Origin of the sequence: Massilia endophytica, from assembly GCF_021165955.1 — a bacterium.
Taxonomy (GTDB): Bacteria; Pseudomonadota; Gammaproteobacteria; order Burkholderiales; family Burkholderiaceae_D; genus Rugamonas; species Rugamonas endophytica.
Window position 1 is genome coordinate 3,038,505 of the sequence record NZ_CP088952.1, and the last position, 20,093, is coordinate 3,058,597.

The 20,093-nt window shown below is 64.0% G+C and carries 19 protein-coding genes and 1 tRNA gene; 7 read left to right on the forward strand and 13 right to left on the reverse strand.

All coding sequences use genetic code 11. The features are described from left to right. The first annotated feature begins 94 nt into the window (after nt 1–94). From LSQ66_RS13730 to LSQ66_RS13750, 5 genes are read left to right on the forward strand one after another with little or no spacing between them, the layout of a single operon-like run. Nucleotides 95–739: a hypothetical protein gene (locus tag LSQ66_RS13730; protein WP_231765763.1), complete on the forward strand. Its 645-nt coding sequence runs from the start codon at nt 95–97 to the stop codon at nt 737–739. After that, on the forward strand, nt 736–1,440 hold the full coding sequence (locus LSQ66_RS13735) for an ABC transporter ATP-binding protein (RefSeq protein WP_231765764.1): 705 nt from the start codon (nt 736–738) through the stop codon (nt 1,438–1,440). The genes LSQ66_RS13730 and LSQ66_RS13735 overlap by 4 nt, the downstream gene beginning before the upstream one ends. Further along, nucleotides 1,430–2,656, forward strand: coding sequence for an ABC transporter permease (locus LSQ66_RS13740; RefSeq protein WP_231765765.1), 1,227 nt, complete (start codon nt 1,430–1,432; stop codon nt 2,654–2,656). Before LSQ66_RS13735 ends, LSQ66_RS13740 begins: the two co-directional genes overlap by 11 nt. Beyond that, nucleotides 2,649–3,374: an outer membrane lipoprotein-sorting protein gene (locus LSQ66_RS13745; protein WP_231765766.1), complete on the forward strand. Its 726-nt coding sequence runs from the start codon at nt 2,649–2,651 to the stop codon at nt 3,372–3,374. Before LSQ66_RS13740 ends, LSQ66_RS13745 begins: the two co-directional genes overlap by 8 nt. Beyond that, nucleotides 3,371–4,396, forward strand: a complete 1,026-nt coding sequence (locus LSQ66_RS13750) for a hypothetical protein (RefSeq protein ID WP_231765767.1) — start codon at nt 3,371–3,373, stop codon at nt 4,394–4,396. The genes LSQ66_RS13745 and LSQ66_RS13750 overlap by 4 nt, the downstream gene beginning before the upstream one ends. On the opposite strand, the gene LSQ66_RS13755 is transcribed toward LSQ66_RS13750, so the two are convergent. Both LSQ66_RS13755 and LSQ66_RS13760 read right to left on the reverse strand, forming a co-directional pair. Further along, the gene (locus tag LSQ66_RS13755; protein ID WP_231765768.1) at nt 4,397–5,164 is read right to left on the reverse strand and encodes a LytR/AlgR family response regulator transcription factor; all 768 of its coding nucleotides are present in this window, start codon (nt 5,162–5,164) and stop codon (nt 4,397–4,399) included. A gap of 4 nt (nt 5,165–5,168) precedes the next feature. Further along, complete coding sequence (locus LSQ66_RS13760) at nt 5,169–6,251, reverse strand: sensor histidine kinase (RefSeq protein ID WP_231765769.1); 1,083 nt, start codon at nt 6,249–6,251, stop codon at nt 5,169–5,171. A 204-nt stretch (nt 6,252–6,455) separates the two neighbouring features. On the opposite strand from LSQ66_RS13760, the gene LSQ66_RS13765 reads away from it, so the two are divergent. Continuing rightward, the gene (locus LSQ66_RS13765) at nt 6,456–7,310 is read left to right on the forward strand and encodes a DUF5694 domain-containing protein (RefSeq protein WP_231765770.1); all 855 of its coding nucleotides are present in this window, start codon (nt 6,456–6,458) and stop codon (nt 7,308–7,310) included. Between the two features lie 55 nt (nt 7,311–7,365). Here LSQ66_RS13765 and LSQ66_RS13770 read toward each other — a convergent pair. Together LSQ66_RS13770 and LSQ66_RS13775 are read right to left on the reverse strand one after the other, a co-directional pair. Continuing rightward, nucleotides 7,366–7,441: transfer RNA gene (locus tag LSQ66_RS13770), tRNA-Asn, on the reverse strand. Between the two features lie 96 nt (nt 7,442–7,537). Then, nucleotides 7,538–8,734, reverse strand: coding sequence for an amino acid aminotransferase (locus LSQ66_RS13775; protein ID WP_231765771.1), 1,197 nt, complete (start codon nt 8,732–8,734; stop codon nt 7,538–7,540). 109 nt (nt 8,735–8,843) lie between these two features. Between LSQ66_RS13775 and uvrB the strand changes: the two genes are divergently transcribed. Beyond that, nucleotides 8,844–10,928, forward strand: a complete 2,085-nt coding sequence (gene uvrB, locus LSQ66_RS13780; RefSeq protein WP_231765772.1) for an excinuclease ABC subunit UvrB — start codon at nt 8,844–8,846, stop codon at nt 10,926–10,928. A gap of 45 nt (nt 10,929–10,973) precedes the next feature. Here uvrB and LSQ66_RS13785 read toward each other — a convergent pair whose 3' ends face one another. The 9 genes from LSQ66_RS13785 to der all read right to left on the reverse strand — a co-directional run bounded on the left by LSQ66_RS13785 (nt 10,974) and on the right by der (nt 20,088). Further along, nucleotides 10,974–11,570, reverse strand: coding sequence for a MarC family protein (locus tag LSQ66_RS13785; RefSeq protein ID WP_231765773.1), 597 nt, complete (start codon nt 11,568–11,570; stop codon nt 10,974–10,976). Between the two features lie 71 nt (nt 11,571–11,641). Continuing rightward, complete coding sequence (locus LSQ66_RS13790) at nt 11,642–12,187, reverse strand: phosphoribosyltransferase (protein ID WP_231765774.1); 546 nt, start codon at nt 12,185–12,187, stop codon at nt 11,642–11,644. A gap of 22 nt (nt 12,188–12,209) precedes the next feature. Further along, nucleotides 12,210–13,523, reverse strand: coding sequence for an adenylosuccinate synthase (locus LSQ66_RS13795; protein ID WP_231765775.1), 1,314 nt, complete (start codon nt 13,521–13,523; stop codon nt 12,210–12,212). 4 nt (nt 13,524–13,527) lie between these two features. Next, nucleotides 13,528–14,688, reverse strand: a complete 1,161-nt coding sequence (locus tag LSQ66_RS13800; protein WP_231765776.1) for an ATP phosphoribosyltransferase regulatory subunit — start codon at nt 14,686–14,688, stop codon at nt 13,528–13,530. A gap of 269 nt (nt 14,689–14,957) precedes the next feature. Then, nucleotides 14,958–15,833 carry a protease modulator HflC gene (gene hflC / locus LSQ66_RS13805; RefSeq protein ID WP_231765777.1) on the reverse strand — a complete coding sequence of 292 codons (876 nt, stop codon included), beginning with the start codon at nt 15,831–15,833 and terminating at the stop codon, nt 14,958–14,960. Beyond that, nucleotides 15,833–17,116 carry an FtsH protease activity modulator HflK gene (gene hflK, locus LSQ66_RS13810; RefSeq protein ID WP_231765778.1) on the reverse strand — a complete coding sequence of 428 codons (1,284 nt, stop codon included), beginning with the start codon at nt 17,114–17,116 and terminating at the stop codon, nt 15,833–15,835. Before hflK ends, hflC begins: the two co-directional genes overlap by 1 nt. Nucleotides 17,117–17,123: 7 nt before the next feature. Then, complete coding sequence (gene hflX / locus LSQ66_RS13815; RefSeq protein WP_231765779.1) at nt 17,124–18,269, reverse strand: GTPase HflX; 1,146 nt, start codon at nt 18,267–18,269, stop codon at nt 17,124–17,126. Nucleotides 18,270–18,322: 53 nt separating this feature from the next. Continuing rightward, nucleotides 18,323–18,562 (reverse strand): RNA chaperone Hfq, encoded by a 240-nt coding sequence (gene hfq / locus LSQ66_RS13820; RefSeq protein WP_231765780.1) that lies wholly within the window; start codon nt 18,560–18,562, stop codon nt 18,323–18,325. Nucleotides 18,563–18,744: 182 nt separating this feature from the next. Beyond that, entirely contained in the window at nt 18,745–20,088 is a 1,344-nt protein-coding gene (gene der, locus LSQ66_RS13825; RefSeq protein WP_231765781.1) for a ribosome biogenesis GTPase Der, read from the reverse strand. Nucleotides 20,089–20,093: the final 5 nt, after the last annotated feature.

Consider the following 20,093-nt stretch of genomic DNA (forward strand, 5'->3'; position numbering starts at 1 on the left):
TCGGCGCCAGTAAAACAGGTTTCGTCGCATCTCCATGGAGATCGCTCCGGGCGGCCGATAGCCTTGCGCTATCCCTCACCACCCGGAGAAGACGATGAAACACACCACCCTTTCCCTGCTGCTGATCGGCCTATGCGGCAGCGCCCTTGCCGCTCTCGAAGAAATCGCGCCTCCCGGCCTTGCCCAGGCCCGCCAGCAGTTCTTTGCCGCCTCGGGCGGCAACCGCGACGCCAGCGATGGCGCCATCGAGGCGTTCCACAAGCTCGGCGCAGCCCAGCCGGGCCATCCCATCTTCACCGCCTACGAGGGCGCGGCCCTGGCCCTGAAGGCGCGCGACGCCATTCTCCCATGGGAGAAGATGAAGCATGCCGAACGCGGCGCCGACCTGGTGGACAAGGCCCTGTCCCAACTCACCCCTGCGCACGACGAAGCCCTGTTCCATGGCACGCCCGAGAGCATCGAAGTGCGCCTCGTCGCCGCGAACACCTTCCTTTCCCTGCCGGACTTCATGAACCGCCGGGCCCAGGGCAAGCGCGCGCTGGAAACCGCGCTGAACTCCCCTCTCCTGCCGCAGGCCAGCGACCATACCCGCGCCGCGCTGTACGCGGCGGCGGCAAAGCTGGCTGGCAAGGAGCAGCGCAGCAAGGACGAAGCGGCATGGCTGCAGAAGATCGTGGCCCTGCCCAGGACCGCGCAGCACGAGCGCGCCGCCGCCCGCCTGAAGGAGCTGGGCCAATGAAGCGGGATCAATACGGTCCGCTGATGTCGCTGCGCGGCGTCAGCAAGGCCTTCACGCTGGGAGGCGCCACCATTCACGCCCTGCGCGGCGTGGACCTCGATATCGCGCGGGGCGAAATCGCCGCCGTCACGGGCCCTTCGGGCAGCGGCAAAAGCACGCTGCTCAACCTGTGCGGCCTGCTGGACAGCACCGACCAGGGCGAGCTGCTCTTCGAAGGCGAGGCCCTGCCCCGTTCCGACGAAGCGGCGCGCACTGCCCTGCGCCGCGAAACCATCGGCTTCATCTTCCAGAGCTTCAACCTGGTGCCCGTGATGAATGCCCACGACAACGTGGACTTCCCCCTCTATCTGCTCGGGCTGTCCGCCTCGGAGCGCCGCCGGCGCGTCGGCGAGGCGCTGGAACAGGTTGGCCTGTCGGCTTTCGGCAAGCATCGGCCGGACCAGCTCTCCGGCGGCCAGCGCCAGCGTGTGGCGATTGCCAGGGCCATCGTGAAACGGCCCCGCCTTGTCATCGCGGATGAACCCACGGCCAATCTCGACGCCATCACGGCGGCCCAGATCGTGGAGCTCATGCGCCAGCTGGCCCACGAATACGGCACCACCTTCCTCGTGGCCACCCACGATGACCGCATGCTGCCGCACTGCGACCGGTCCCTGAACCTCGACGACGGCGTGCTCGCAGGAGGCGGCCATGTCCATTAATTTCCCCTGGCTGTCCATGGCGCTGAAGAACGCCATGCGCAATCGCCGCCGCTCCCTCGTTACGCTGGCCATTGCCGCCACCGGCACGGCCGCCGCGCTCCTCGGCGGCGGCTTCGCGCTGCACACCTACCAGTCGCTGGCACAGGCCGCCGCGCGGGAAACGGGCCACGTCATCGTCGGTGCGCCGCAGTCCTTCGATGGCGTGGAGAATGCGCCGCTGGAACATGGGCTGGAAGACAGCGGCGCCGTCACACAGCGCCTGCTGGCACTGCCGGAAGTGCGGCGTGTGCTGCCGCGCCTCCAGTTTTCGGGGCTGATCAGCAACGGCGAGCGCAGCGAGATCTTCGTTGGCACTGGCGTCGACCCGATGCAGGAATTCCTTGTCAAGGGCCCCTTCATGCAGCGGGTGTCCGGCGAACTGCTGGACGCCGTGCCGGAAGGCCAGGGCCCCGGCATTGTGCTGGGCAAGACGCTGGCGCGCACGCTGAATGCGGAGCCGGGCAGCTCGCTCACGCTCATGTCCTCCACCGTTTCCGGAAGCCTGAGCGCCGTCGATGTCACCGTCACCGGCATCGTCACCACCGGCATCACGGATTTGGACAAGCGCCTCGCCGTCGTCGATATCGCAACGGCGCAAACCCTGCTGGCGACAAGGAAGGTCAGCTCCCTCGGCGTCTACCTCAACGAGCTGGAAGACAGCGGGCGCGTGGCCGGGCAGTTGCGCGGCGACCGCGCCATCGAGGTGCGCAGCTGGCTGGACCTCGCGCAGTTCTACCAGAGCGTGAAAGGCCTGTACAACCGCATATTCGGCTTCCTCGGCGTGATCGTGCTGGTCATCGTGCTGTTCGCGGTCACCAATACCCTGGCGATGGCGGTGCTGGAACGCACCCGTGAAATCGGCACGCTGCGCGCGATGGGCGCCACACCCCGCGAGGTGATGAAGGTGTTCACGCTGGAAGGCCTCTCGCTTGGCGCTGGCGGCGCCGTGGCGGGCATGGCGGCGGCAGCGGGTATCGCTTTCCTGCTGGTGTTCCTCGGCATACAGATGCCGCCGCCTCCCGGCCGCAGTGGCGGCTATCCGCTGGTCGTGGTGATCTCGCCCCTCATGTTCGCGGTGGCGGCGCTGGCGGTCACACTGCTGTCCGGCCTCGCGTCTTTCCTCGTCAGCCGCAAGGCTGCCCGCCAATCCGTTGTGGAGGCGCTGTCCCATGTTTAAGACCTTCGCTGTAACGATGCTCCTGTGCGGCGCCGCGCAAGCCGCCGACATCGACGCCATCCTGAAAAAAGCCGACAGCTTCCGCATGCTGGAAAGCTCGGCCCAGATAGAAACCCTCGTGCAGACGCTGAAGAACGGCAGTCCGGACAAGGAGAAGCGCTACCAGGTGCTGGTACGCCCTGGCGGCAAGGCCCTTATCCTGTTCCGCTCCCCCGGCGAGGCTGGCCAGAAAGTACTGATGTCCGGCGACGATTTCTGGATGTTCCTGCCCGGCAGCGCACGCCCCATCCGCATCACGCCCCTGCAAAAGCTGCTGGGCGACGCATCGACTGGCGACATCGCCACCATGACCTGGTCCGGCGACTACACGGGTTCCGTCGCTGGCGAAACCACTGTGGACGGTGTGCCCTGCCTGGAGCTCGAACTGAGCGCACTGCGCAAATCCCTCAGCTACCAGCGGGTGGTGCTGCACGTCGCAAAGAATGACTACCGGCCGCTGCACGCAGACCTCTACGCCGCTTCCAACCGCAAACTGAAGCAGGCCTACTACGTGGTGGAGCAGCGCGAAGGCCGTCCGCAGGTGACGCGCATGGTGCTGAAGGACGAAGTGCAGACCTCGCGCGAAACGGTCGTGAATATCCTTTCGACCAGGCCGCGCCAGTTTGGCGATGAGCTGTTCAACGCCATGTACCTGAGCCGGAACGACGTAAAACCATGAGATTGCGCCACACACTGGCCCTGGCCATGCTGCCGCTGGCGCAGCAGGCATGGGCGGATGACTATGCCTATGCCAGCGTACGCGGCCAGTTCGAATCGCGGGAAGCCCAGCCCGGCAATCCGCTTCGCATGAGAGACAGCACCCGGCTGTTCGAACACGCGGAACTGCGCTGGCAGCTGGACGCCCCGCTGCAGAACGCCCTGCGCGGCACCTTCACGGCGCGCCACGACCGCGATGGCGGCAGCACAATCCGCATCAACGAGCTCTCGCTCGAACGCCCGCTGGGCGGCGGCTTCCTCACTGCTGGCAAAAAGGTCATGAGCTGGGATGTTGGCTACGCTTTCCGTCCCCTCGACGTGGTGCAGCAGGAGGACCGGCGCGCGCTCAATCCCGTCACGCTGGAAGGCGTTCCCATGCTCGCCTGGGAGTCCTTCGGCGAAGACAGCGCCATGACGGTCGTGCTCTCCAATCCCGGCCATGGCCGCGCGGACCAGCCCCGCGACGATGGATCGCTGGCCCTGCGGCTCTACCGCCACCGCGGCGAGCGTGATGAATATGCTGTGCTTCGCCTCTCGCGCCGCAACGGCACCGAGGCCGGCGCTTCCTTCTCGCACGTGTTGAATGAAGGCGTGGAGCTGCATGCATCCCTGCTATGGCAGCAGCGCCACGAAGAATGGCAGCGCCAGCGCTGGCAGCCCGCAGGCCGTGGCGCCAAGGCACTGGCGGGCTTCACCTGGACGACCGAAAGCCAGTTCTCCGTGCTCGGGGAAGCCTGGGTGGACCGCAGTGCGGTCTCCGGGCAGGAACGCAATCTTCTGCTGCGCGCGGCCCAGCACTGGGACACGGTGGACGTATCGGCCGATGTGCTTTACCAGCCACAGAACGGCGGCAGGATCGGCACCATGTCCATCTCATGGAAGCAGGGTCCGTGGCTGCTATCAGCGAGCTGGCGGCATTACGGTGGCGCGGCAGGCGCGCTCACACGCAGTGTCGCAGTCGCCACCATCGAGCGCGGCTTCTGACTACATCTGGCGGAAGAGATGCGCGTAAAGGGGACTGACGCGCGGCTTCTCGCTGCGATGCTTCAGGTTGAGCGAGAGCTTGCCGGATTCGTCGCGCACTGCGCTCAGCACGCAGCTGGAGTTGACGATGGTGCCGCGATGGACCTGCCAGAAAAGCTTCTCGTCCAGCTGCGGCAGAAGCTCGCGAAGGCTCATGCGGATCAGTGCTTCACCATCGGCGGTGACCACGTTCACGTACTTGTCCGCGGCTTCGAAGTAGACCACGTCCTGAACGGGAATCATGCGCACCTGGCTGCCCACAGCGGCGCGGATCACGCCCAGGCGCTCGGCCGGGGCAGGCGCCAGCGCCTTCAGCTGCGCCAGCAGCGCATCCATGCCGCCGTTGCGTGCGTTCAGCCGTTCCCTCAAACGCTGCACGGTGCGCGACAGGCGCTCATCGCTGACAGGCTTGAGCACGTAGTCGGCGGCCGCACGGTCGAAGGCCTGCACGGCGAATTCGTCGTAGGCGGTCACGAAAACGATCTGCGGAAAAGGTTCCGAACCGCTCCACTGCTCCGCCAGTTCCTCGGCGACTTCCAGTCCGGTCTTGCCGGGCATTTTGATATCGAGGAAGAGGACCTCGGGGCGCAGGAGCTGCGCCTGATCCAGGGCGGCGACGCCGTTCGGGCAGGTCGCCACGATGCGCAGGTCGGGCCACAGTTTCTGGAGGGTGTTCGCCAGCGTGGCGGCGAGAATCGGCTCGTCTTCGGCAATCAGTGCGGTGGTCATGGTCTCAGGATGGAAGAAGGATGCGGGCAACGGTGCCGCCGTCCGGTGCAGCTTCGAGCGCCACGGATGCCTTGTCGCCGTACAGCGCTTTCAGGCGCTCGCGCGTATTGTGCAGGCCAAGCCCGGTGCCAGGCTTGCCCGGGCCTGCGTAGGGACCGCGCCCCGTGTCGCAGACGGCAAGCTGCAGACGTCCCTCATGCAGCTCCGCACTGATGGCAATGCGGCCGCCGCCGATACTCGGCTCGATGGCGTGCGCAATCGCGTTCTCCACCAAAGGCTGCAGCAGCATCGGCGGAACTGCCGCCTCGCGCAGGGGTTCCGGCAGCGACAGCGAGTACGTCAAGCGTTCGCCCATGCGCACCGCCATCAACCCCAGATAGGCATCGAGCAGGCCGAATTCCTGCGCCAGCGTCGTGCTCTCCGAACGCGAAGATGACAACGTAGCGCGCAGGAACACGATGAGCTGGTCGAGCATGTGCTGCGCGCGCTGCGGGTCGATGGCGATGAGACCTTGAAGATTAGCCAGGGTATTGAACAGCATATGCGGCTCGATCTGCGCGCGCAGCAGCTGCAACTGCGCCTGCACCGCCTGCCGCTCCACCGCCTCCGCCCGCGCCTTCTCCAGCGCCATCGCCGCCTCGGCGCGAATGGCCCGGTCGCGGTTGCGGAAAATAAGGCTCACCGTGACAGTTGCAAGCAGCGTAAAGAGCAGCATGCCGTTGGTCTTGGAGTGTCCTGCCGAATGCAGCATGCCCAGATCGGCGTCCAGGACGTAGCCCGCCAGATGCGATCCCGCGAACTGGCCAAGCGGCACCCCGATCGTCACGATCAGGAGGAAAAGTGCCAGCTTCGGCTTCTGGTCCGCGCCCCACAGCAGGAGGCGCAGGCCGTCGATAAAGGCGAACGCGATGCCGCCGATGCAGTTCGAGATGAAGAGATTGCTCCAGAAATGGTTCCCGCTGCCGAACACGAAAGTGATCAGCAAGGCGCAGATAAGATTGAACGCCGCGACATAAAGCGCATCGATGCCGAAACGGCGCCAGGGAAAGCGGCGTTTCGCTGGCAAGGCGGTGAGGACAGAAGACATGGCGGAACCCGGCTGGAACTTGCCTGATTGTCACCTGCGGCGCTTGGAGCTGGCAAGGCTCTTGCGACGAAACCGGGATTGCCATCCGCGAAACGGGGCAAGCCTACACTTTTGTTGCAATTGTTCTACATTTGTTGCCAGATTCAAATGTAGAATTTCCTAATCCCTCGCGCTGGTGCCAGGGGTTTCAGACACAGGATAACAATGCGATTCACTTCTCTCCGCCCTCTCTGGGCGCTGGCCGGGCTGCTCACCGCCGCCCAGGCCATGGCTGCCGATTTACCCCTGCTGCGCGATCGCACTGAGGCCAACCGCCCGACGCTGATGCTCCTGGGCACGCCCCACTTTGCCAATTACAACCGCGACATCGTCAACACCCAGGTTCCGGATATCCTTTCACCCCAGCGGCAGGCCGAAATCGCGAAGGTCGCGCAAGCGCTCGCCGCCTTCAAGCCGACCAAGGTCGCGGTTGAGATCGCTGCCAAGGGGCAAGACAAGCTCAGCGCCACCTACCGCGCCTATGTGGCGGGCAGCCATAAGCTGCAGAGCGACGAATACCAGCAACTGGGCATGCGCATCGCCGCCGCGGCGGGCCACGCGGACATCTATGCCGTGGACTGGAATGAGATGCCGCCCGGGAAAATCGAGGATATCGATTACGACGAATGGGCGACGAAGAACGGCAAGGCGGCCTTGCTGGACCAGATTCGCCTCAACCCGGCCGTTGCCGAGTACAACAGGCAGCTGCCCCATACCACCGTGGCCCAATGGCTGCTGAAATACAACCAGCCGGAAGCGCTGGCGGACAGCCATCGCCGCTATTTTGATTACGCCATGCTGGGCAACAGCGAACAACAGCCCGGCGCGAACTGGCTTGCCAGCTGGTACGGCCGCAACCTGAAAATCTTCAGCAAGCTCGTGGCCCTGGCCCCGCAACCGGGCGATCGCATTCTCGTTATTTACGGCGCCGGCCACATCCCCCTGCTGCGCGAATACGCCTTGCAATCGGGCGCCTTCAACCTGGCCGATCCCCAGCCCCTGCTGCAGCAGGCGCGCTAGGGAATACGTCAAAAGCAAAAAGCCCAGCCGGTTAAGGCTGGGCTTTTCTGTATTCTGGCTCCCCGACCTGGACTCGAACCAGGGACCTGCGGATTAACAGTCCGTCGCTCTACCGACTGAGCTATCAGGGATTAGAGGCAACATTATATACAGCTCAAACACTCTTTACAAGCACTGTTCCGCACACTTTGTTGCCATCTCGCTGCCGGGCAGCGAGAGACAGGATATTAAAGCACTTTGGCGACCGCGTCAACGACGGTATCGATGTTGCGCGAGTTCAGGGCGGCAACGCAAATACGGCCGGTGTCGACAGCGTAGATCGACTGTTCGCGCAGCTTGCCCACCTGTTCCTTGGAGAGGCCTGAATAGGAGAACATGCCCACCTGGTGGCGCACGAACTCGAAGTCGTGGCCCTTCTCTTTCAGTTTCTTCACGAACTCGTCGCGGGTCTGCTTGATGCGCACGCGCATGCCGGCCAGCTCTTCTTCCCACAGCTGGCGCAGCTCGGGCGTGGACAGCACCGTGGCCACCACCTTGCCGCCGTGCACCGGCGGGTTGGAGTAGTTGGTGCGCACCACGCGCTTCAGCTGGGACAGCAGGCGGGCCGCTTCGTCGGCGCTGGCGGCCACCACGCTCAGGGCGCCCACGCGCTCGCCGTACAGCGAGAAGGATTTCGAGAAGGAATTGGACACCAGCAGGGGCACGCCGGTGGCCGCGAAGCGGCGCACCACGGCGCCGTCTTCCGCGATGCCCGCGCCGAAGCCCTGGTAGGCCATGTCCAGGAATGGAATCAGCTTGGCGGACACGACAGCGTCGATCACCTGGTCCCACTGCTCCTGGGTCAGGTCGGCGCCGGTCGGGTTATGGCAGCAGGCGTGCAGCACGACAACGGAACCGGCAGGCATGGCTTTCAGGTCGGCCAGCATGCCCGCGAAGTTCACACCATGGGTGGCGGCATCGAAGTAGGCGTAATTGTTGACTTTGAAACCGGCGCTTTCGAACAGGGCGCGGTGGTTTTCCCAGCTCGGGTCGCTGATGTAGACCTCGGAGGACGGCGAGAAACGCTTCAGGAAGTCAGCGCCCAGCTTCAGGGCGCCCGTGCCGCCCAGGGCCTGCACGGTGATGGCGCGCTTCTCTTGAATTACGGCGCTGTCGGCACCAAATACCAGCTCCTGCACCGCCTTGTCGTACTGCGCCAGGCCTTCGATAGGCAGGTAGGTACGGGGAGCGGGCTGCTCAATCAGAATGTTTTCAGCCTTCTGTACGCAAGCCAACAGCGGCACTTTGCCGTTGTCGTCATAATAGACGCCTACGCCCAGGTTGATCTTGCTGGGGTTGGTGTCGGCGTTAAAAGCTTCGGTGATCCCCAGGATAGGGTCGCGCGGAGCCATCTCGATGGCACTGAAAACGGAAGGGTTCGTCATGATAAGATTGGATTCGATTGGAAGCGGTTCGCAGCGGGTTGATGTCAGAAGCCCGAAATTCTCTGGCTGGGCTGCTGGCAGCTCTCTATTCTAGCAAAGGTCTGACTTCATGGCTGATTTATCACTGGCGGGCGCTCCCGAGGCGACCGTCGTCACGTTTCCCGACTCGCCTTTCAAGCTGCACCAGCCCTTCCCGCCTGCAGGCGATCAGCCCACCGCGATCGAAGGCCTGTGCGAGGGCATCAGCGACGGCCTGTCCTTCCAGACCCTGCTGGGGGTGACCGGTTCGGGCAAGACTTATACGATGGCCAACGTCATCGCCCGCATGGGGCGGCCTGCCATCGTGTTTGCGCCGAACAAGACGCTGGCCGCGCAGCTCTACAGCGAGTTCCGCGAGTTCTTCCCGCAGAATGCGGTCGAGTACTTCGTGTCCTACTACGACTACTACCAGCCGGAAGCCTATGTGCCCCAGCGCGACCTGTTCATCGAGAAGGACTCGTCGATCAACGAGCATATCGAGCAGATGCGCCTGTCCTGCACCAAATCGCTGATGGAGCGGCGCGATGTGGTCATTGTGGCCACGGTGTCGGCCATTTACGGTATCGGTAATCCGAACGAATACCACCAGATGATCCTGACCTTGCGCGCCAAGGACAAGGTCAGCCAGCGCGACGTGATCGCGCGCCTGATCCAGATGCAGTACACGCGCAACGAGGTGGACTTCGGCCGCGGCACCTTCCGCGTGCGCGGCGACACCATCGACATCTTCCCGGCCGAACACGCCGAACTGGCCGTGCGCCTGGAGATGTTCGACGACGAAGTCGACTCCATCCAGCTCTTCGACCCGCTTACGGGCCGCGTGCGCCAGAAGATTCCGCGCTTCACCGTCTACCCCGGCTCGCACTACGTGACGCCGCGTTCGACCGTGCTGCGCGCCATCGAGACCATCAAGGAAGAGCTGCGCGAGCGCCTGGAATTCTTCCGCAAGGAAGGCAAGCTGATTGAAGAACAGCGGCTGGAGCAGCGTACCCGCTTCGACCTGGAGATGATGGCCGAAATCGGCTTCACCAAAGGCATCGAGAATTACTCGCGCCACCTGTCCGGCGCCCTGCCCGGCCAGCCGCCGCCAACCCTGATCGACTACCTGCCGCAGGACGCGCTGATGTTCCTGGACGAATCGCACGTGCTGATCGGCCAGCTCTCGGCCATGTACAACGGCGACCGCTCGCGCAAGACCAACCTTGTGGACTACGGCTTCCGCCTGCCGTCCGCACTGGACAACCGCCCGCTCAAGTTCGAGGAATTCGAGAACAAGATGCGGCAGACGGTCTTTGTGTCGGCCACGCCCGCCGAGTACGAGCAGAAGCACGCGGACCAGGTGGTGGAACAGGTGGTGCGTCCGACCGGCCTGGTGGACCCGCAGGTCATCGTGCGCCCGGCGCGCACGCAGGTGGACGATCTGATGTCCGAGATCCAGGACCGCATCGCGAAGAACGAGCGCGTGCTGGTCACCACGCTGACCAAGCGCATGGCCGAGCAGCTCACCGAATACCTGGGCGACCACGGCATCAAGGTGCGCTACCTGCACAGCGACATCGAGACCGTGGAGCGCGTGGAGATCCTGCGCGACCTGCGCATCGGCACCTTCGACGTGCTGGTGGGGATCAACCTGCTGCGCGAAGGCCTCGACCTGCCGGAAGTGTCGCTGGTGGCGATCCTGGATGCGGACAAGGAAGGCTTCCTGCGGTCCGAGCGTTCACTGATCCAGACCATCGGCCGCGCGGCGCGTAACCTGAACGGCGTCGCCCTGCTCTACGCGGACCAGATGACCGATTCGATGAAGCGCGCCATCGACGAAACCGAGCGCCGGCGCGCCAAGCAGATCGCGCACAACGAAAAGCACGGCATCGTGGCGCGGGGCGTATCGAAGGTCATCAAGGACATGATCGACGGCGTCTACGATCCGAACAAGGAAAGCACGCAGCTGGAGGCGGCCCAGAAGACGGCGAAGTACGAGTCGATGAACGAGAAGCAGGTTTCGAAAGAGATCAAGCGCCTCGAAAAGCTGATGATCGAGCACGCCAAGAACTTGGAGTTCGAAAAGGCGGCGCAAGTGCGCGACCAGCTGCACTTGCTGAAGGAGCAGCTCTTCGGCGCGCCCGGCGCCGACGTCATCTCCATCACCGGCAAGTGATCGTCATTCCCGCGAAGGCGGCGGTCCGCCGATGCGGAATGACGGTTAAAGGGTTTTGACGAATTCGCGGATGCCGCCGAGGAGCATTTCGACGGACATCGCCGCCAGGATCAGTCCCATCAGCCGCTCGAATGCAGTCATCACCTGCGTGCCCAGCACCTTCTGCAGCTTCTCCGCACCGAGGAACACCGCCAGCCACACGATCACCACCGCCGCCAGCGCGGCGACGTGGATCACCACTTCGCCCGTGCTTTCGCGCGAGAACAGCAGCACCGTCGCCAGCGCCGAGGGACCGGCCAGCGCGGGAATCGCCAGCGGAACGATGAAGGGCTCGCCGCCTTCCGTGCGCCCCAGCACGCCGTCCGGATGCGGGAAGACCATGCGGATTGCAATGAGCAGCAGGATCACGCTGCCCGCAATGCGCAGCGATACTTCCGAGAGGCTCAGGGCCGCCAGGAAGTGGCGGCCGAAGAACATGAAGACCAGCAGCACAATGAAGGCGATCAGGCATTCGCGCACAACGATGCGCCGCCGACGCGACGCCGGCACCGGCGCCAGAGCGGTCGCGAACAGGGGCACGTTGCCGAAGGGATCGGTCACCAGCAGCAGCAGGATAAAGGTCTGGAAGAAGTTTTCGGTCATGCTTTCCTCTTGATGTAAAAAATGGCGGGAGACCTTGCAGCCTGCCGCCATCTTCGCCGGGAGTCGCCTGCTTACGCGGCGCTCTCGCCTTTCTTGATCCAGGCCGCCAGCTGGTGCGGGCGCAGCGCGTCGTAGTCTTCGAACGGCTGGTGGATCCACGGGTTGTGCGGCAGTTCTTCCATCTGGTAGTCCGGCTTGAAGGCCGAGCAGCCCTTGGTCCAGATCACGGCCGAACGCACTTCGCTCACGCCTTCGAAGTTGTCCTTGATGTGCTTCATGACCTTGGTGAGGGTCACGCCGGAATCGGCCAGGTCGTCCACCAGCAGGATCTTGCCGGACAGCGGGCCCTTGGTCATCGTCATGTACTTGGCGATGTCCAGGTCACCGCGCACGGTGCCCGCCTCTTCGCGGTAGGAGCTGGTGGAGAGGATCGCCAGCGGCACGTCGAAGATGCGCGAGAACACGTCGCCGGGACGCACACCGCCGCGCGCCAGGCACAGCACCATGTCGAACTTCCAGCCGGATTCGTGCACCTTGAGCGCCAGGCGCTCGATCAGGCGGTGGTACTCGTCCCAGGATACCCAGAGGTGCTTTTGGTCGGATTGAGGGATGGTCATTGTTTTCCTCTCTTTGTATTTTTTATTCGAACGGATGGCGCAGGACGATGGTCTCTTCGCGGTCCGGGCCAGTCGATACCATGTCGACCGGCACGCCAACCAGTTCCTCGATGCGCTTGATGTAGGCGCGTGCGGCGGCGGGCAGCGCGGCCAGCGACTTGGCGCCGACAGTGCTTTCCTTCCAGCCCGGCATCTCTTCGTAGATCGGCTGGCAGCGGGCCGCGTCTTCGGCGCCGACCGGGAAGATGTCCACCTTCTCGCCGTCCAGGGTGTAGCCGGTGCACAGCTTCAGCGTTTCCAGGCCATCCAGCACGTCCAGCTTGGTCAGGCACATGCCGGACACGCCGTTGATCTGCACGGAGCGGCGCAGCAGCGCAGCGTCGAACCAGCCGCAGCGGCGGGCGCGGCCCGTCACGGTGCCGAATTCATGGCCAACGGAGGACAGGTGGTGGCCCACGCCGGCATCGGTCGGCAGTTCGGACGGGAACGGGCCCGAACCCACGCGGGTGGTGTAGGCCTTGGTGATGCCCAGGATGTAGTGCAGCATGTTCGGGCCCACGCCGGAACCGGCGGCGGCATTGCCCGCCACGCAGTTGGACGAGGTGACGAACGGGTAGGTGCCGTGGTCCACGTCCAGCAGCGAGCCTTGCGCGCCTTCGAACAGCAGGTTGGCGCCTGCCTTGTGGGCTGCGTACAGGGCGCTCGACACGTCGGCCACCATCGGGCGCACGCGCGGCACGTAGGACAGCGCGTCGTCCAGGGTCTTCTGGTAGTCCACCTTCGGCGCCTTGAGATAGTTCTCCAGCACGTAGTTGTGGTAGTCCAGGTTCTCGGCCAGCTTCTCGGCAAAGCGCTTTTCGTTCAGCAGGTCGGCGATGCGGATGGCGCGGCGCGCCACCTTGTCTTCATAGGCCGGGCCGATGCCCTTGCCGGTGGTGCCGATCTTGGCTGCGCCGCGCGCCGCTTCACGGGCCGCGTCCAGCGCGGTGTGGTAAGGCAGGATGACGGGCGAAGCTTCGGAGATCTTCAGGCGCGAGGACACTTCCACGCCAACGCCTTCCAGCTTGTCGATTTCGCGCAGCACGTCCGGCACGGAAACCACCACGCCATTGCCGATGTAGCAGGCCACGCCGGGACGCATGATGCCCGAAGGGATCAGCTGCAGCGCGGTCTTCACGCCGCCGATCACCAGCGTGTGGCCTGCGTTGTGGCCGCCCTGGAAACGCACCACGCCTTGCGCGTGCTCCGTCAGCCAGTCGACGATTTTGCCCTTGCCTTCATCGCCCCACTGGGTGCCGATAACGACGACGTTCTTTGCCATGATTTTCTTTGACATCACACTAACCTAAGTTTTTAAGAATCCAGTTGCTGCCTTGATCGTCGAGCACCAGCGCGCGGTCGCACTCGAACTCGTCCTGCTCATCGTTGTGACCCGGCAGGGACTGGATCACAACTTCGCCGGACTTGCGCAGTTCGGCGATCTTGTCTTTCAGCTCGGGCGCATTGCCCCAGGGCGCGCGGATGGCGTGCTTGCGGTCTGCCGTGGGCAGCAGGCGGGCCAGCTCGCGCAGGTCCATCGAGAAGCCGGTGGCGGGACGCGCGCGTCCGAAGGCTTCGCCCACGTGGTCGTAGCGGCCGCCGCGCGCCACGGCGTTCGGCAGGCCGGGCACGTAGAGGGCGAACATGGCGCCGCTTTCGTACTGGTAGCCGCGCAGGTCCGCGAGGTCGATGGCCACGTCGGCCTTGCCGATGGCCGATGCGGCCAGCGCCGCCAGTTCAGCGAGCGCCTTGGTGATGCCGGGCAGTTCCGGCAGCTTCTCGCGCGCCTGCTTCAGCACTTCCACATCGCCGTAGAGATGCGGCAGGGCCAGCAGCGCTGCGCGGGTTGCGGGCGCGTAGCTGGCAGTTTGCGCTTCCAGGCCGGGAACGTCCTTCGCGCGCAGCAGCTGCACGATGGCGTTGTGGTCCTTTTTGGCGGCGGCGTCCTGGTCCAGGATGGCGCGCAGCACGCCCACATGGCTCAGGTCCAGGCGCACGTCGGTAAAGCCTGCCATCTCCAGGGAGGCCAGGGCCAGTTCCTGGATTTCGGCGTCCGCTTCGAGGCCGGCATGGCCGTAGATCTCGGCGCCGATCTGCAGCGGCTCGCGCGTGGCGTGCAGGCCGGAGGGACGGGTGTGCAGCACGGGACCGGCATAGCACAGGCGGGTCACGGAGGCGCGGTTCAGCAGGTGGGCGTCGATGCGGGCGACCTGGGTGGTCATGTCGGCGCGCAGGCCGAGCATGCGGCCGCTGATCTGGTCCACCAGCTTGAAGGTGCGCAGGTCGGTGTCCTCGCCGGCGCCGGTCATGAGGGACTCGACATATTCCAGCAGGGGCGGCATAACCAGCTCGTAGCCGTAGCGCCGGAAGTTGTCCAGCATCAGGCGGCGCAGCTCCTCGATCTTGCGCGCCTCGGACGGCAAGACGTCGGCAATATGTTCAGGCAAAAGCCAATTCGGCATTGGATTCGGTGTTATTGAATTTCGGGCAATGGGGGCGCAAGAGCGCCGTTCGGCAGCGGAGGCCGAACCGCATATTTTACGCGAAAATGGTGTTAAAGAGGAAAAAAGGTGGTGCCGCGGCGGAGGGGACAGACCCCGGATGGGGTCTGTCCCCGAAAGCATAGTCCACCACTAAACATAGTCGGCCAACTATGTTCGGTGGCGGACTGAGGCACCGGGGACAGACCCTGGTTTCGGCTTCGCCGAAAGCAGGGTCTGTCCCCTCTCCATCATTTGCCCGAACCGGCGCCCTTGAAGTATTTGAAGAAGTCGGAGTTGGGGTCGACCAGCATCACGTCGGCCTTGTTCTTGAACGAGGCGCGGTAGGCTTCCAGGCTGCGGTAGAACTTGTAGAACTCGGGATTGCGGCCGAAGGCCTCCGCGTAAATGCCGGATGCCTTCGCGTCGCCCTCGCCGCGGATCTTCTCCGCTTCGCGGTAGGCTTCCGCCAGGATCACGGTGCGCTGCTTGTCCGCATCCGCACGGATCTTCTCGGATTCGGCGGAGCCGGTGGAACGCAGTTCGTTGGCCACGCGCACGCGCTCGGCCTTCATGCGCTCATACACGGAGTTGTTGATCTGCTCGACGTATTCCACCCGCTTGAGGCGCACGTCCACGATCTGCACGCCGATCTTGCGCGCCTCTTCCACCACCTTCACGCGGATGGCTTCCATGGTCTTGCCGCGCTGGCCGGAAATCACTTCGCGCACGGTGCGCTTGGTGATCTCTTCGTTCAGCGCCGCCTTCACGATCTGCGCCAGGCGGTCGCGCGCACGGTTTTCCTCGCCGCCGAAGCTCACGAAGTACAGGCGCGGCTCGATGATGCGCCACTTCACGAAGGAATCGACCAGGATGTTCATCTTCTCGGCGGTGATGAAGCGGTCAGCATCAGCCGAATCCAGGGTCAGGATGCGCTTGTCCAGATACAGCACGTTCTGGAACGGGGGCGGCAGCTTGAAGTGCAGGCCCGGCTCACTGATCACCTGCTTCACTTCGCCCAGTGCGAACACGATGGCGAACTTGCGCTGGTCGACCACGAAGACGGTCGAGGACAGGATCATCAGGGCGATAAAGCCCGTCACGAGTATGGTAACGAAGCGGTTCATCAGCGGCCCTCCCGGTCACGGGACGATTCGCGGGAACGGCTGTCGCGGCGGTTCAGGTCCATCGAAGAAGTCTCCGGTGGCGGCAGCAGCACCGCGGTGGGCGGCGGCGCCGTAATGTTGGCACGGTTGGCTTCAGTGGCGGCCACTTGTGCAATCAGCTTGTCCAGCGGCAGATACAGCAGGTTGCTGCCCGCCTTGGCGTCGACCATCACCTTGCTGGTGCTGGAGAAGATCTGCTGCATGGTTTCCAGGTACATGCGGTCGCGCGTCACGCCGGGCGCCTTCTGGTACTCGGCGAGCACGGACTTGAAGCGGTCGGCATTACCCTGCGCGTTCTCGGTGACCATGGAACGGTAGGCTTCCGCCTCCTGCACCAGGCGGAAAGCGGCGCCGCGCGCCTTGGGCACGATATCGTTGGCGTAGGCCTGGCCCTCGTTCTTCTGGCGCTCGCGGTCCTGGCCCGCCTTCACCGCGTCGTCAAAGGCGGCCTGCACCTGCTCGGGCGGCTGCACGCCCTGCATGGTCACGTTCGTGATCAGCACGCCGGAGGCGTAGCGGTCCAGGATCTGCTGCATCATCTGCTGCGTGTCCTGCGCCACCTTCTCGCGGCCTTCGTACAGCACGTAGTCCATCTTGCTGCGGCCCACGATCTCGCGGATCGAGGTCTCGGCCACCTGGCGCACGTTCTCCTCCGGGCCGCTGTTGTTGTACAGCCAGGCCACGGGGTCCTTCAGGCGGTACTGCACGGCGAACTGGATGTCGATGATGTTCTCGTCGTCCGTGAGCATGAGCGATTCGCGGGTCTGCTTGTTGCGGGTATTGCCCTGGTAGCCCACTTCCACGGTGCGCACCTGGGATACGTTCACGGTCTCGTTGGCCTGGAAGGGATAGGGCCAGCGCCAGTTGAAGCCCGCGGGCGTGGTGTGGCTGAAGCGGCCGAAGGTGGTCACGACGCCCGTTTGGCCTTCCTGCACGATGAAGGAGCCGGTCGCCAGCCAGACCAGCAGCCCGATCACGGTCACCGCGCCAACGGTGGCGCCGGCGCCTTTCATTTCGCCGCCGCTGCCGCCACCGCCGCCGTTATTGCCGTTGCGGTTCTTGCCGCCGAAAAGGCCGTTCAGGCGCTGGTTGAAGTCGCGCCAGAGCTGGTCCAGGTCCGGCGGGCCATCGCCGGGCTTCTTACCTTCCTGGGCCTTGTTCGTGTCCTTGCTGCCGTTCCCCCAGCGAGGGTCGTTCAGGGACAGCTTCAGGCCTAGTCTTTTCAAGAGAGAGGAAAAGGGCATGTTTTTCTTAGTGTGATCCAGCATGGGTGAATGTGGAGATACTATCCGGCGCAACATCCTCTTGCGGATGCAGGCTGGCTTCCTGCGCGTCGAGCGCTGCCTCGCTGATGGCGGCGCGCAGCAAATCTAGGCCCTGGCCCGTGCGGGCACTGATGAAAACGCGGGAAATTTTATCATATTCATCACGTTCCACCGCCGGCTCCAGGCCGGTGGCATCGATCTTGTTCCAGACCAGGATTTGCGGAATATGGTCGGCTCCGATCTCCTTGAGCACGAGGTTGACCTGTTCGATCTGCTCCATGCGCACGGGGCTCGCCGCGTCCACCACGTGCAGCAGCAGGTCGGCATGGATGGTCTCTTCCAGGGTGGCGCGGAAGGCGGCCACCAGCTGGTGCGGCAGCTCGCGCACGAAGCCGACGGTGTCCGACAGCACGATATTGCCCACCTCTTCGCCCATGTAGACGCGGCGCGAGGTGGTATCGAGGGTGGCGAACAGCTGGTCGGCGGCGTAGACGCCTGCCTTGGTCACGGCATTGAACAGCGTGGACTTGCCCGCGTTGGTGTAGCCCACCAGGGACACGGAGAAGGTCTGGCTGCGGCCGCGCGAGCGGCGCTGGGTCTCGTGCTGCTTGCGCAGCTTTGCCAGGCGGGCGCGCAGCATCTTCACGCGCTCGCCGATCAGGCGGCGGTCGGTTTCGAGCTGGGTCTCACCCGGACCCCGCAAGCCGATACCGCCCTTCTGGCGTTCAAGGTGGGTCCAGCCGCGAATCAGGCGCGTGGCCAGGTGCTGCAACTGCGCCAGTTCCACCTGCAGCTTGCCCTCGTGGCTCTTGGCGCGCTGGGCGAAGATGTCGAGAATAAGGCTGGTGCGGTCCAGCACCCGGATGTTCAGGCGCTTTTCCAGGTTGCGCTGCTGCGCGGGGGACAAGGCATGGTTGAAGATGACGATTTCGAGCTTCTGGTCCAGCACCGCATGGCCGATCTCGTCGGCCTTGCCGCTGCCCACGAAGTAGGCGGCATCGGGACTGGAACGCTTGCCCGTGATCGTGGCGACCGGCTCCGCTCCCGCGGAGCGCGCGAGTAGGTTCAGTTCCTCGATACTGGCAGCGAAATCGCCCTGACCGAAATCGACACCGACTAAGGCTGCGCGCATAAGACGGTCAGGGAGCAATGAAGCGGTTCGGCACGGCGTTCAAACGCAATGCCTTACTCCGCCTCGTTGTTGTCGATGTTGAGGTTGACGGCGCGGGCCGGCACCACGGTCGAAATGGCGTGCTTGTACACCATCTGGGTCACCGTGTTACGCAGCAGGACGACGTACTGGTCGAAGGATTCGATATGGCCTTGCAGCTTGATACCGTTGACCAGGTAGATTGAGACGGGAACGTGCTCTTTGCGCAGCGCATTCAGAAATGGGTCTTGTAACAATTGCCCTTTGTTGCTCATGACAGCTCCAGTTATGTTGTTGTGTTCGAATTGGAGGCGAAACGCTTGAATTCAAGTGCCGGCTGACACCCCCTACTGCTTTCAGATCGCAGTGGGGATGCTCCGAAGCTACTGTAACCTGTTTTTTTGAATTGTGCAGGGTGTCCGAATGAAAACCAGCTTAAATCGCCGGTTTTCCTCAACTATTTTTCGGATTTCGCGAAGGGATTCTTGCTCGTGCGCAACTCAATGCGCAATGGCGTGCCGACCAGGGAGAAGGTGTCACGGAAGTGCTTCTCGAGGTAACGTTTATACGGTTCGCTCACCGCATCCAGCGAGTTGCCGTGGATGACGATGATGGGCGGATTCATGCCGCCCTGGTGGGCGTAGCGCATCTTCGGCCGCACGCCGCCCTTGCGCTTGGGCTCCTGCTTCTCGATCGCTTCCTGCAAGGCGCGCGTGAGCTTCGGCGTGGAGAGGTCGGCGGTCGCCGCCGCATAGGCCGCGTCCACGGACTTCATGAGCGGGCCGATGCCCGTGCCCTTCAGCGCCGAGATGAAGTGGGTCTTGGCGAAGCTGAGGAAGTCGATCTTGCGGTCCATGTCCATCTTGATCTGGTCGCGCTGGTCCGAAGTCAGGCCGTCCCACTTGTTCACGGCCAGCACCAGGGCGCGGCCCGATTCGAGGATGAAGCCCGCAATGTGGGCGTCCTGCTCGGAGATGTTCTGCTGCGCATCCAGCATCAGGATCACGACGTTCGCTTCCGAGATCGACTGCAGGGTCTTCACCACCGAGAACTTCTCGATGGCTTCGAACACCTTGCCGCGGCGGCGGATGCCGGCCGTGTCGATCAGGGTGTAGTGCTTGCCGCCACGCTCGAATGGAATCTCGATGGAGTCGCGCGTGGTGCCGGGCATGTCGAAGGCGATCACGCGCTCTTCGCCCAGCAGGGTGTTGATGAGGGTGGACTTGCCCACGTTGGGACGCCCCACCAGCGCCAGCTTGATGCCCCGCTCTTCCGGCAGGAGCTCCTCTTCGTCCGCCGGACGGAAGGCGAAGGCCTTGTCCAGCGCCTCCTGCACCAGGTCGTGCACGCCGTCGCCATGGGCGCCGGAGATGGCATAGGGGTCGCCCAGGCCCAGCTCATAGAAGTCCGACACGGCCGAGGTGTACTTCATGCCCTCGGCCTTGTTCACCACCAGCAGCACGGGACGGCCGCTCTTGCGCAGGAAGTCGGTAATGGTCTTGTCGTGCGGCGTCATGCCCTGGCGGCCATCCACCAGGAACACGACGACATCCGCCTCGGCGACGGCCTGCTTGGTTTGCAGGGCCATCTGGTACATGATGCCTTCCTTGGCGACCGGTTCGAAACCGCCGGTATCGATGACCAGGAAGGGACGGTCGCCGACGCGGCCCTCGCCATAGTGACGATCGCGCGTCAGACCAGGCAAGTCCGCCACCAGCGCGTCGCGCGAGCGGGTCAGACGATTGAAGAGGGTCGATTTCCCGACGTTCGGGCGGCCCACGAGTGCAATTACCGGCTTCATTTATT